Here is a 12,678-nt window from a genome sequence, read left to right on the forward strand (position 1 = left end):
CTCACCGCCACGCGAAGGAGTCGCTGACGATGCGCCATGGATCGACGTTGTCCGCATTGACCGGGCCGGACAGGGTCAGGTCGACCTCGTGTCCCGCGCGATAGAAGGCATACCGTTCGAACGCGTCCCGCACGACCTTGCCGGTCACCGGGTCCTTCGCCGAGTCGCCCTGGTAGGTCAGCAGGACCACACGGCCGGCGTGTCGCGTCACCTCAGACACCTTGGGAGCGGCGAACTTCGGTACCTGGGAACGCAGTTGCGGTATCACCTTGCTGGTGACCGAGCCGGTGGTCGGCGCGGCGGCGGAAACCGCCGTGATCTTGACCGTGTTGAGCTTGTCCGTGAACACGGTGGTGCCGCCCTGGCCGGTGCGGGCCCAGCCCTCGGGCACCTTGACCGTGAAGCCGGTGAAGGAACCGCCGCTCGGCCGGTAGGCGACGAAGGCCTGGTTGTCGGGGATGTCCCCGGGAGGGTTGGACTCGGTGGGCGCCGCGTTGTTCTGCCCGCCGCCTCCGGAGGAGGAACCGGCCGGGGACGTCGTCGAACCGGAGCCCGAACCCGTCCCGGAACACCCCGCGGTGACCGCTGCCACCAAGGCCAGTCCGACGACCGCGTACGTCCGTGTGCGTGCTGCCATGACCACTGCCCTCCAGGGGAGTCCTCGGACCAGTAGATCCACAGCACCGACGCTAGGGAGAGGCCGGTTAACGCCTTGCTCGCCGCGGGTTAGAGGACGGCAAAACCGTGTGGCGCAGCACGTCCGCCCAGGTGAACGGCCCGCATGATGGGGTCATGAGACAGCGTGTGGTGCGAGTCGCCCTGACCGCCGCTCTGGTCGCCGTCGTCCTCCTCGCCGTCCCGCTCGCCCTGGCCATCAGGTCGTCCCTGTACGCCGACCAGCGCGACACCCTGGAGCGGTCCGCCCTGGCCGCGGCCGTACGCGTGAGCCCGGACTACGCGACCGGCGACCCGGCGGAACTGCCGAGCCCCCCGGCAGGCGGCCACCTCGGTCTGTACGACCCGCAGTCGCGGCTGCGGGCGGGCAGCGGCCCCCGTTCGGGCGACGCCCCGGTCCGTCGAGCCTTGGGCGGTGAGGCCGTACGGGGCCACTCGGGCGGCGACCTGGTGGTCACCGTGCCCGTCTCCCACGCCGAGCAGGTGATCGGCGTCGTGCGGGTCTCGTCCCCTGCAGCCTCCGTGCGCGACCGCGTCCTCGTCGCGTGGGCGGTGCTGCTGGGGGTGGCGGTGTTGGCGCTGGCCGTCGCGGTGGTCGTGGCCCGCCGTCAGGCACGGGCCCTAGCAGCCCCGTTGGAGGATCTGTCCCGCCACTGCCGGGCCGTGACCGAGGGCGACCTGAACGCCCGTGCCGCCCCCAGCAGCATCGGCGAGATCGACCAGGTCGCCCGCACCCACAACGAGATGCTGCACAGCCTCTCCGAACTCCTCCGTCACGAACGCGACTTCACCGCCAACGCCTCCCACCAGCTGCGCACCCCCCTCACCGGTCTGCAACTCGCCCTGGAGGCGGGCCTCGCCGAGGACGACGACGCCGGGCTGCGACCCGTCCTGACCGAAGCACTGGCCACCACCCACCGACTGCACCACACGGTGGAGGAGGTGCTGCGTCTGTCGGGTGCCAGCAAGGTGTCCCCCTCCGCCGCCGGGAAGATCGCGGTGGGGCAACTGCTGCGGGACGCCGAGGCACGCTGGCACGGCCTGTTCGCCAGGGACGGCAGACGCCTGGAGTGCGCCGCACGGGACACACCGACCGATGTCCTGGTCCCAGGCGCGCCCGTGTCGGAGGTGCTCGGCATCCTGCTGGACAACGCCCGCGTGCATGGGCGCGGCACCGTCCGGGTCACCGTGCGGGACCTGGAGGACGCCCTCGCCATCGACGTGAGCGACGAGGGTGCCGTGGCGGGCGAGCCGGCCCGGCTGTTCGACCGGGGCCACACCGGGGGCGGACCGGGAGCGGGTATCGGCCTGGCTCTCGCCCGGGACCTGGCCGTCTCGCTCGGCGGCAGGATCTCCCTGGCCAGTGCTCGCCCTGCCACCTTCACTTTGCTCATTCCCGTCGACCGGGACGAGGCACAGGAGTCGTCTGGGTGAGAGGACCGTCCTGCGCCGCCCTCCCGGTCGTGGCTCTCTCACGGACCGGGCTGCTCGACAGGTCTGTGGCCGTCCGTCGGTCTTGAAGAAAAACAGACCTGCTTGATGAAGGCGCGACCGCTTCTTCCGTGTGCGTTCACACATGTGCCGTTTCCGGTACGCAAGACGCGACTCTGATGGGCCCGCCTCGCAAATCGCCCCAAAGAGCCGGGAGATGTACACATGTCCAGAAGTCATGTCAGACTCGCAGCCGTTCTCGCTGCCGCCGGAGCCCTGACCGGCGTGACCGCCGTCCAGCCCTCGGCGTTCGCCGCCTCCCACCACCAGGCCCCTGCCAAGCACGTCCTGCTGATCTCGGTCGACGGACTGCACCAGTCGGACCTGGCCTGGTACGTCTCCCGGCACCCGAACTCGGCACTGGCGCGGCTGGTCGGCGGCGGCGTGGAGTACACCCACGCCAGGACCACCACGCCGTCCGACTCCTTCCCCGGCATGGTCGCCCAGGCGACCGGTGGCGGCCCCGGCACCACCGGCGTCTACTACGACGACACCTACAACGCGGCGCTCCTGCCCGCCGGGACCACCAGCTGCAAGGCCGCCAAGCCCGGTGTCGAGGTGGACCTCACGGAGGACCTGGACAAGAACCAGGCATCCATCGACGCCGGTCAGGGCCTCACCGGCCTGCCGGACAGTATCCTGTCGATGACGGGCAACCCGGCGAGCCTGATCAACGCCTCCAAGCTGCCGGTCGACCCCAAGACCTGCAAACCGGTCTACCCGCACTCCTACCTCAAGGTGAACACCGTCTTCGAGGTGGCCCGCAGCGCGGGCCTGCGCACCGCGTGGTCGGACAAGCACGCGGCGTACGAAATCCTCAACGGGCCCTCGGGCACCGGCGTCCAGGACCTGTTCACGCCCGAGATCAACAGCGACGCCCTGGGCTACCCGGCCGGCGACGACTGGACCAAGGACAACCAGGCCACGGAACAGTACGACGGCTACAAGGTGAAGGCCGTCCTCAACGAGATCGACGGCTACGACCACAGCCGTACCCACAGGGTCGGCACCCCGGCGATCTTCGGCCTCAACTTCCAGTCGGTGTCCACCGCGCAGAAGCTGCCCGCCTCCGACGGCCTCAAGGGCGGCTATACCGCCAAGAACGTGCCCGGACCGCTGCTGGCGAAGAACCTGGACTTCGTCAACGCGCAGATCGGTGCCCTGACTTCTGAGATCGCCAAGCGGCACCTGGCCGGCAGCACCACGGTCATCCTGTCCGCCAAGCACGGTCAGTCGCCCACCGACCCCACCGCGCTCACCCGGATCGACGACGGCCCGCTGCTGGACGGACTCAACGCCGCCTGGAAGCAACTCCATCCCGCCGCCGGTGATCTGGTCGCGCACTCCGTGGACGACGACGCGATGCTGCTCTGGCTGACCGACCGCTCGCAAGCCGCCACCGAGTTCGCAAAGAGGTACCTGCTGGCGCAGAGCGGCACCGGCACCGACATCAACGCCGCGCCCAGGACCTTCACCCGCAGCGGGCTCAGCAAGGTCTACGCAGGGAAGGCCGCGGCCCACTACTTCCACGTCGAAGCCGGCGACACCCGTGTCCCGGACATCTTCGGCCTCGCGCAGTACGGCGTCGTCTACACCGGCGGCACCAAGAAGATCGCCGAGCACGGCGGCGCCCACGCTGACGACCTCGACGTTCCGCTGGTGGTGTCGGGCGCCTCGGTTCCGGACGGCGTGCGCGACTCCGCGAGCGTGCAGACCAAGCAGATCGCACCGACGATCCTGAGCCTGCTCGGTCTGAACCCCCGCTTTCTGCAGGCTGTGCGCGAGGAGCACACCAGGGTGCTGCCGGTCCGCTGACGACCTCGCTCGTTCGGGGCTACGGAACTTCGGGATGACGACAGCTCGCCGCCCAGGTGGAAGTCACCTGGGCGGCATCGTGCCGGGTAGGAGAATCAGCCGGTCGGTCCTGCCGGGGTCGTGGTGGTCTTGAAGCCCTCGGTCTTGTTGGCCTGGAGGGCGAACTTGTTGGTGAACGTCTTGCTGAGATCCACCGAGCCCTTCACGTTGCCGACCAACTGTTCCGTCGCCAGGGAGGTCTTCGGGCCGCCGGCCGGCATGATGCCGTCCGGGAGGAACTGCCCCTTGTCCTGGGTCAGGGCCGTGATGTAGTCGGCCTTGCTGACCAGTTGGTTCGACACGAATGATGTCGGCAGCTTGTTCGCTATGTCGGCCGCGCTGTGGGTGTTGATCCAGTGCATGGTGGCGACGAGCGCGTCGACGACCTTCTGCACGGTGTCCTTGTGCGAGTTCACCCAGTCGGTGCGGGCGAGCACGCCGGCCGCGGGATAGGCGCCGCCCATCGCCGCTGTCGCGCCCTGCGTGGTGGCCAGGTCGATCGCGGACGTCCCCACGCCTTTCTTCTCGATCGCGGCGACCGTCGGCTGTGTCGTCATGACGCAGTCGACCTTGCCGTTCTGCAGCGCGGCGATGGCCGTGGAGCCCGCGCCGACCCCGATCCGGTGGAACTGGCCGGTCTTGACACCCTTCTTCGCGGCCAGGAACTGGGTGAGGGTGTCGGTTCCCGAGCCCAGGTCGGTGACGCCGAGGGTCTTGCCCTTGAAGTCGGCGCCCGAAGTGACGCCCGACTTCTTGGTGCACATCTCGCGCTCGCCCGGCGCGCCGGAGAGCTGGACGACGTCCTCGACCGCCTTGCCCTTGGCCTGGAACTCGATGGTGTGGTTGTACCAGGCGCCGGCCATGTCGACCTGCCCCGAGGCCATGGCCTCCTCAGCGCCGACGCCGCCGTCCTGCTCGGTGCTGAGCTGGACGTCGACGCCGTACTTCTTGTAGAAGCCCAGCTGCTGGGCGAGCTGGTACGGCAGGTAGATCTGCTTGTCGAGGCCGCCGGCCATGAGCTTGACGGTCGGCGTGGAGCCCGAACTGCTGGTTGAGGCCGAGGAGTTGCCGGAACAGGCGCTGACTCCGCCGAGGGCGAGGACGGTGAGGAGAGACGCGGCGACGGCGACGGGTCGTCTGGGCATGGCTGGCCACATTCCTTTTGCTAGGTGGAACAGAGGAGGGGAGACAGGGGGTCAGAGGGCGTTCGAGGCCTCGGAGGGGGCCGGCGGCCGCCAGGACAGCAGCCGGTGTTCGAGCTTGCCGATCAGCCACTCGGCGCCGAGCACGATGACCGAGATGACGAGCATCGTGGCGAACACGCCGTTGGGGTCGAAGTTGTTCTGCGCGGTCTTGATGACCAGGCCAAGGCCGCTCTGCGCGCCGAGCACCTCGCCGACCAGCGCGCCGACGATGGCGAAACCGAAGGCGCTGTGCAGGCTGGCGATGATCCAGGTCAGCGCGGACGGCACGATGACGTGCCGGATGATCTGCATCTGCGAGGCGCCGAGCACCTTGGCATTGGCCAGGATGTTGCGGTCCACCTCACGCACGCCCTGGAAGGCGTTGAAGAAGACGATGAAGAAGACCAGTACCGCGGCGAGCAGGATCTTGGGCAGCACGCCGATGCCGAACGCGACGATGAAGATCGAGCCGAGGACGATGCGCGGGATCGCGTTGACCATTTTGATGTAGGGGCCGAGGACGTCGGAGAGGTAGCGGCTCTGACCGAGGGCGACACCGAAGACCACTCCGGTGATGGCTCCGAGGGCGAAGCCGGCGAGCGCCTCCTGGATCGTCGTCCAGATATTGGCGTAGAAGGACCCGAACTCGGTGCCCTGCTGGAAGAGGTCGACCAGCCGTTTGGCGATGCCGGAGGGCTGCCCGAAGAAGAACGGGTCGACGATCCCCCAGGTCGTGAAGGCCTGCCAGCCGCCGACGACGAGGACCGCGAGGCCGATACGGCCCGCCCACACCAGGGCGACGCGGCGCCGCAGAGCGCGCTTGGCGGCCAACGCGCCCGAGCCTGGCGCGCCGACCTTGACGGGAGCGGGCGAAACAGCGGACGTCGTGCTCATGCGGTACCTCCTGCGGTGCGTGCGTAGGCGCGCTCCACCTCCTCGCGCAGCGAGTCCCAGATCTGGTGCTGGAGTTCGATGAACCGCGGCTGGAAACGGATCTCCTGGACCGAGCCGCGTGGACGGGGCAGGTCGATGTCGAAGACCGCCTTGACCGAGCCGGGGCTGGACGTCATGACGACGACCCGGTCGGCGAGCGCCACCGCCTCGTCGAGGTCGTGGGTGATGAAGATGACCGACGGGCGGATCTGCTCCCACAGACCGAGCAGTTCGGTCGACATGATGGCCTTGGTCTGCACGTCCAGGGCGCCGAACGGCTCGTCCATGATCAGGATCCGGGGTTCGTTGATCAGCGCCGCGGCCATCGCCACGCGCTTGCGCATGCCGCCGGAGAGCTGGTGCGGGTAGCGGTCCTCGAACCCTGACAGACCCACCCGGCGCAGCCAGTCGCGCGCCGAGGCCTGGGCCTGCTGCTTGGGCACCCTGCGGAAGACCGGGCCCATCAGCACATTGCCCAGGACGGTCTTCCAGGGCAGCAGGGCGTCGGCCTGGAACATGAAGCTGACGCCGTCGGTGACGCCGCTCACCTCACGGCCGCCGACCTTGACCGATCCCTCACTGGGCCGGTCGAGCCCGGACACCATGCCGAGCGTCGTGGACTTCCCGCAGCCGGTCGGGCCCACCACCGCGCAGAACTGGCCGGGCTCCACGGTGAACGAAACGTCCTGCAGCGCCGTGAACACCTCACCCGCGGGAGTCAGAAATCGTTTGGTGAGTCCGGAAATCTCGACTCGCGCGCTGTCCTGGCCGGATTTCTCGGCGACCGGGCTCATCGCCGCATCGTTTCGCGAAGCCATCTGAGGCTGTCTCCTTCCTGACCTCGGAGGTCGAGGAAGGCAGACGCTAGGGGCCGGCGGGTGTTACGTCGCTGTTTCATCCGTATCCCGCGTTAGTCGTGTTAGCCATGCTTTTGCTCGTTCTGCTCAGCGGCCTGGGGTGGGCAGAAGGCCGGTGCCGGGAGCACAATCACGCCACCACGGGTACGGCGCAGGGGCCGCGCCCGGGCCCCGTACGACAGGCAGAGACACCCGTGAGACGCATCCGTATCCCGATCGGCCGCGGTGGGAAGGGGCGGCTCTCCGCGCGAATTCTGGCCAACCAGCTGGCCATCCTGGCGCTGACCGGGCTGATCGGTTTCGTGCTGTTCGCCTTCGCGCAGCGCGGCGAGATCGACCGTGCCTACGAGAAGCGAGCCCTGGCCATCGCCGAGACCACGGCCGCGGAACCACAGATCCGCCGCGCCATGCAGTACGGGGGCGGTGGCGACGTCGTACAGACGGTGGCCGAGAGGATCCGCAAGGCGTCGGGCGCGTCGTACGTGGTCGTGCTCGACCTGCGCGGTGTCCGCCACTCGCACCCCGACCCGGCACTGGTCGGTGAACCGACGGGGGATCGGATCGTGGTGCTGGACGGCAGGACGCATGTCGGCACCGACCAGGGCGCGACGGGGCGTTCCGCCAACGGCAAGGCCCCGCTGTACGGGCCCACCGGCAAGCTGGTCGGCGAGGTGTCCGCAGGGATCCCCGAGCACTATGTGCTGGGTGAGCTGTGGCGTGAGCTGCCCACCTTCGGCCTGTACAGCGCCATCGCCGTCGCGCTCGGCTCGACGGCCGCGTTCCTGCTGGCCAGACGGCTCAAGCGGACGACGTTCGGGCTGGAGCTGGAGGAGATCGCCGGGCTGTTGCAGGACCGGGAGGCGATGCTGCACGGAATCCGTGAGGGAGTCGTCGCCTTCGACCCGGACGGCCGGATCACGCTGGTCAACGACGAGGCACGCGACCTGCTCGGACTGGGCACCGCGCTCGGCAGCACGCTGGCGGAAGTCCTGCCCGACGGGCGGCTGCGCCGCGCCCTGGACGGCACCCTGGTGGGCAGCGACATCAGCGTGCTCACCGACGACCACTGCCTGGTCGTCAACCGGATGCCGGTCGCCCTCCACGGACGGGAACTGGGCGCCGTGGTCACCGTGCGCGACCGCACCGAGATGATCGGGCTCTTGCGCGAGCTGGACTCGGTGCGCGGGCTGACGGACGCGCTGCGCGCCCAGCAGCACGAGTTCACCAACCGAATGCACACCGTGGCCGGGCTGCTGGACATCGGCGACCACGACGCCGCCTACGAGTTCGCCGTCGACACGGCCGGCGCCGAGCAGGCGCTGACCGAATCCGTACGGGAACGGATCGGCAACCCGCTGCTCGTGGGACTGATCGTCGCCAAGACCACGGTGGCCGCGGAACGCGGGGTGCGGATCGTCCTCAGCGAGGACTCCGCCCTCGGCGAGGACCCGCCGCATCTGCCTCGGCTGCTGACCATCATCGGCAACCTGCTGGACAACGCGATCGACGCGTCCGCGACCGGACCGGCGCCCTCGGGCGGTGCCGAGGTCTGTCTGTCGCTGATCGAGGCCGTCGACGCGGTGCGGATGGAGGTGGCCGATACCGGCCCCGGCATCCCGCCGGACACCGCCGAGTCCATCTTCGAGGACGGCTGGTCGACCCGTCCGGACCGCGGCACCGCCCGGCGCGGCCTCGGCCTGGCGCTCGTCCACCGGCTGGTGCAGCGGCACGGCGGCACGATTGCCGTCAGTGAAGGGCCCGGCGCAGTCTTCACCGTGATGCTGCCGGTGCCCGATACCGCGCCCGGCCCACGGGGCGCGCTCTTCACGACCGCTTCACCGGTACTGGACGGCGTGGCAGGAGGTGATCGCTGGTGATCCGGACCCTGGTGGTGGACGACGACTTCCGAGTGAGCCGCATCCACTGCGACTACGTGTCCCGCGTCCGGGGCTTCGAGGTGGTCGGCCAGGCAGCGACCGTGGCCGAGGCACTGGCCGCGGTGCGCGACCTCCACCCCGACCTGCTGCTGCTCGACATCTTCCTGCCGGACGGCAGCGGACTGGACGTGCTGCGCCGGCTCAGCGGCGACGAGGGCGGCGACCGCCCCGACGCCATCATGATCACCGCCGACCGGGACATCACCTCGGTACGGATCGCGATGAAGCTCGGCGCCGTCGGATACCTGGTCAAGCCCTTCGGCGCGCCCGACCTCGCCGAGCGGCTCACCGCCTACCGGGAGCTCCAGCACCGTATGGACGCCCTGGAGACGGTCCCCGAGACCGACCAGGCTGACGTGGACGCTCTGTTCAGCGCCGCCCGGCCGCCGGCCGTGCCCCGCGTCCCGGCGAAGGGGCACTCCGCGCCGACGCTTGCCCTGCTGCACCAGACCCTGCGCGGCGCGCACGACGCTCTGTCGGCTGCGGAGGCCGCCGAACGCACCGGCGTCTCCCGCGCCACGGCCCAGCGTTACCTCTCCTACCTGGTCAGGGAGGGCATGGTCCGGCTCGAACTTCGCTACGGGACCACCGGCCGCCCCGAGCACCTCTACCGCATCACGCACTGAGCGGACGTTGTTGTTCATCGAGCCCGTTCACGGTGACGCGGGGCAGGGCGGGTGCCGACGACCCGCTGTCCGCACGACCCGGCTCGCGGCTGTCTTCTGCAGCAGCCCGTAGGCGAGCACTGGCAGGAGCAGGTGTGGTTTGTCGGGCAGCGTGGTGGTGATCAGCACCGCGCTCGCGCTGCTGTTGTTCATGCCACAGGCGAGCGTCAGCGAGGAGGAGACGGGGCCGTCCAGATGCAGGAGCCGCGCGGCGGTCCGGCCCAACGCGAAGGACAGCAGGCAGACGAGCGCAGCCACGGTCAGTGCGGCGGCGAACAGGAGGGGGCGTGGGTGGGCGAGGAAGGAGCCCAGGGCGCCACTGGCGTTGACGTAGGTCAGGACGAGCGATCCGGCCAGCGTCACGGGCACGATCACGCGCAGGGCCCGGTTGAGCCACGTCGTCGGCAGCGCGAGTCGGAGCAGGATGCCGACGGCACAGGGGAGGACCACGGTGACGAGGGCGAAGCCGCCGTTGGCCGTGCGGCCGGTCGTTGCCAGCGTGTCCGCGTAGCTCTCGTCCAGGAGTGGCACCAAAGTGGTGATGACCAGCGGGATGGTGAGCGGGCTGAGGAGGGTGGAGGCGAGGACGAGTCCCACCATGGTGGGTTGGTCACCGTCACCCTTGCCGGTCCAGACGGTGGCTCCGGCGGCCACAGGCATCGCCACGATCAGGATCATCGCGGTGATCAGTCCGCTGCCGCCGTCGCTGTCAGGGGTGCGGTGCAGTCCGAACGCGACGACGGGGATGACCAGAAGCGGGATCACGAGGTGGAGGACCATCCCGGCCAGCAGGGCGATCGGCTTGCGGAGCAGGCGGCCCAGTTCGCGGACCGGTACCTGGAGTCCGGCGGAGAAGAGCACCAGGGACAGCAGCAGCGGGGCGGTGCTCAGGGGCAGGCCGGTCACGGTGCCGATCGGCACGGTGTGGTCGCTGCGCAGCCACAGGCCGGGGCCGGGAAGGAAGAGGGCGGCGACGTAGGAGAGCACTACGGCCCGGCCGAGCCGGTGGCGCAGCCAGGCCGTCACCCGGTCGGCAGGCGGTGGGGAGGCTGGCGGACGGTTCAAGGCGGCCTTCTTCCATGGCGGCGGAGGGGACGGGGCGGAACGCCGCTATGCAGGCGCCGTGATCACGAGTCGTCATGGCACTCATGGTGCTCGGGTGAGGCGGATGGGGCAGCCGGTGACGCACGGCAGTCAGGATGCGTTCAGGTATCCCGTGGCACGGTCGGGCCTCATGCCATACGAGACCGCACAGACGCCCGGGCTCTCGGCGGCCGACTCCCAGGTGTCACCGTCCGGTCGCCGACTGGGCCGGAACAAGGTGCCCGAAGTCACCGTCTACTTCTGGGTCATCAAGGTGCTGTGCACGACGGTCGGCGAGACCGCGGCCGACCTGCTCAACGAGAAGGCCGGTCACTGCTGGCGGTCGTCCTGGTGGTGCAGTTCCGCACCGGCGCCTACCGCGCGGGGGTGTACTGGCCCGCCGTCGCCCTGATCAGCGTCGTCGGCACGCTGATCAGCGACAACCTCACCGACAACATGGGCGTACCGCTGGATACCAGCACCACCGTCTTCGCGGTCGTCCTGGCGATCGTCTTCGTGGTCTGGTACCGGCGTGAGCAGGCCCTGTCCATCCACCACATCGACACCACGAGCCGCGAGTCCTACTACTGGCTCGCCGTGCTGTTCACCTTCGCCCTCGGCACCGCGGCCGGTGACCTGGTCTCGGAGCGCATGGACCTGGGCTACTGGCTCTCCGCGGTCCTGTTCGGCCTGGCCATCGCCGCAGTCGCCCTCGCGCACTTCAAGCTCGGCCTGGACGCGGTGTGGAGCTTCTGGATCGCCTACATCCGCACCCGTCCGCTCGGCGCGTCCATCGGCGACTACCTCCCTCAGCCCGGCGGAGACGGCGGCCTGGGCCTGGGCACGGTCATCACCAGCGCGCTCTTCCTCGCGGTCATTCTCGGCCTGGTCATCTACCTCTCGGTGACCCGAAAGGACGTGGCACAGCCGCAGCATGCCGCCCGACAGGCGACCTGAGCAGGCACGCGGCAGGCGTTCAGGAAGCGTTCAGGGTGACGCTGCCAAGGTCGACTCCGGCGATCACTCTTCGGAGTCATTCGATCGCGCAGGGTGCTTGCTCGCGTCGCGGGCGGGCGCCCTGCTGTTCGACCGCATGGGAGCCCCCCACCTTGCAGAAACCGGAAATGCTCACCGACCTCGACGTGGCGAGCACGACGAAGTCGGCCATGAAGAAACTCCCCGAGGTCACCCTGGCGTTCTGGATCATGAAGATCGCCGCGACCACCCTCGGCGAGACGGCCGGCGACCTCTTCGCGCAGACCCTGAAACTCGGCTACTTCCTCACGACGACCGCCCTGTTCATGGTCTTCGTGGTGACCCTGGTCGTACAGCTCAGGGCCGGCCACTACAACCCGTTCTTCTACTGGACCGTGATCCTGTCGACCAGCATGGCCGGCACCACGATGTCCGACTTCATGAACCGCGACGCCAGCACCAAGTTCCTCTCCGGCGGAGTCACGTCGCTCGGCTGGGGCCCGCAGGGTCTCGGCCTCGGTTACCCCACCGGGGCGGCGATCCTCGTCTCGATCCTGCTGGTCGTCTTCGCCGTCTGGAAGGCGACCGGGATGACCTTCCAGATCCGCGACATCGTCACCTTCCGCGGCGAGGCCCTGTTCTGGTCGGCGATCCTCGTCTCCAACACCCTCGGCACCTCCATGGGCGACTTCCTCTCCGACAGCTCCGGCCTCGGTTACGCCGGTGGCGCGCTGCTCGTGACGGGCGCACTGGCCGTCCTCGTCCTGCTGATGAAGGTGCCGGTCGTGCCGAACGTGCTGCTGTTCTGGATCGCCTTCGTGTTCACCCGGCCACTCGGTGCGACCGCCGGGGACTTTCTGACCAAGCCGGTCGCCAAGGGCGGCCTGGACCTCGGTACTGCGGGATCTTCCGCCGTGCTGCTGGCCGTTCTGGTCGGGCTGATGGCGTACGCGCAGGTGCAGGAGCGCAGAACACCGCGGATGACGGAGTGGGAGCCGGTCTCCCGGCGGGCCGACTGAATCAC

At 69.2% G+C, this 12,678-nt stretch carries 10 protein-coding genes and 1 pseudogene; 6 read left to right on the forward strand and 5 right to left on the reverse strand.

Annotated elements, in window-relative coordinates; translation table 11 throughout:
• Position 1: 1 nt before the first annotated feature.
• Positions 2–637: a hypothetical protein gene (locus tag ACIBTS_RS05900; protein WP_398431710.1), complete on the reverse strand. Its 636-nt coding sequence runs from the start codon at positions 635–637 to the stop codon at positions 2–4.
• A gap of 155 nt (positions 638–792) precedes the next feature.
• Between ACIBTS_RS05900 and ACIBTS_RS05905 the strand changes: the two genes are divergently transcribed.
• Entirely contained in the window at positions 793–2,109 is a 1,317-nt protein-coding gene (locus tag ACIBTS_RS05905; protein WP_398431709.1) for a HAMP domain-containing protein, read from the forward strand.
• A 222-nt stretch (positions 2,110–2,331) separates the two neighbouring features.
• Positions 2,332–3,981 carry an alkaline phosphatase family protein gene (locus ACIBTS_RS05910; RefSeq protein WP_399316881.1) on the forward strand — a complete coding sequence of 550 codons (1,650 nt, stop codon included), beginning with the start codon at positions 2,332–2,334 and terminating at the stop codon, positions 3,979–3,981.
• 95 nt (positions 3,982–4,076) lie between these two features.
• Here the strand turns inward: ACIBTS_RS05910 and ACIBTS_RS05915 are convergent, their stop codons facing one another.
• The 3 genes from ACIBTS_RS05915 to ACIBTS_RS05925 are packed head-to-tail and all read right to left on the reverse strand — an operon-like array spanning position 4,077 to position 6,955.
• Positions 4,077–5,165 carry an ABC transporter substrate-binding protein gene (locus tag ACIBTS_RS05915; RefSeq protein ID WP_398431707.1) on the reverse strand — a complete coding sequence of 363 codons (1,089 nt, stop codon included), beginning with the start codon at positions 5,163–5,165 and terminating at the stop codon, positions 4,077–4,079.
• Between the two features lie 51 nt (positions 5,166–5,216).
• A complete protein-coding gene (locus ACIBTS_RS05920) occupies positions 5,217–6,098 on the reverse strand; it encodes an ABC transporter permease (RefSeq protein WP_399316883.1) in 882 nt (293 codons plus the stop codon).
• A complete protein-coding gene (locus ACIBTS_RS05925; RefSeq protein ID WP_398431705.1) occupies positions 6,095–6,955 on the reverse strand; it encodes an ABC transporter ATP-binding protein in 861 nt (286 codons plus the stop codon). The genes ACIBTS_RS05920 and ACIBTS_RS05925 overlap by 4 nt, the downstream gene beginning before the upstream one ends.
• Before the next feature lie 233 nt (positions 6,956–7,188).
• On the opposite strand from ACIBTS_RS05925, the gene ACIBTS_RS05930 reads away from it, so the two are divergent.
• Both ACIBTS_RS05930 and ACIBTS_RS05935 read left to right on the forward strand, forming a co-directional pair.
• Complete coding sequence (locus ACIBTS_RS05930; RefSeq protein ID WP_399316885.1) at positions 7,189–8,871, forward strand: ATP-binding protein; 1,683 nt, start codon at positions 7,189–7,191, stop codon at positions 8,869–8,871.
• Entirely contained in the window at positions 8,868–9,557 is a 690-nt protein-coding gene (locus tag ACIBTS_RS05935; RefSeq protein WP_398431703.1) for a response regulator, read from the forward strand. Before ACIBTS_RS05930 ends, ACIBTS_RS05935 begins: the two co-directional genes overlap by 4 nt.
• A 27-nt stretch (positions 9,558–9,584) precedes the next feature.
• On the opposite strand, the gene ACIBTS_RS05940 is transcribed toward ACIBTS_RS05935, so the two are convergent.
• On the reverse strand, positions 9,585–10,661 hold the full coding sequence (locus ACIBTS_RS05940) for a sodium-dependent transporter (protein ID WP_398431702.1): 1,077 nt from the start codon (positions 10,659–10,661) through the stop codon (positions 9,585–9,587).
• A 169-nt stretch (positions 10,662–10,830) separates the two neighbouring features.
• Here ACIBTS_RS05940 and ACIBTS_RS05945 point away from each other — a divergent pair.
• Together ACIBTS_RS05945 and ACIBTS_RS05950 are read left to right on the forward strand one after the other, a co-directional pair.
• Positions 10,831–11,636, forward strand: a pseudogene (locus ACIBTS_RS05945) (hypothetical protein).
• A gap of 152 nt (positions 11,637–11,788) precedes the next feature.
• On the forward strand, positions 11,789–12,673 hold the full coding sequence (locus ACIBTS_RS05950; RefSeq protein ID WP_398431701.1) for a hypothetical protein: 885 nt from the start codon (positions 11,789–11,791) through the stop codon (positions 12,671–12,673).
• Positions 12,674–12,678 lie beyond the last annotated feature (5 nt).

Origin of the sequence: Streptomyces sp. NPDC050121, assembly GCF_044460385.1 — a bacterium.
Lineage (GTDB): Bacteria > Actinomycetota > Actinomycetes > Streptomycetales > Streptomycetaceae > Streptomyces > Streptomyces soliscabiei.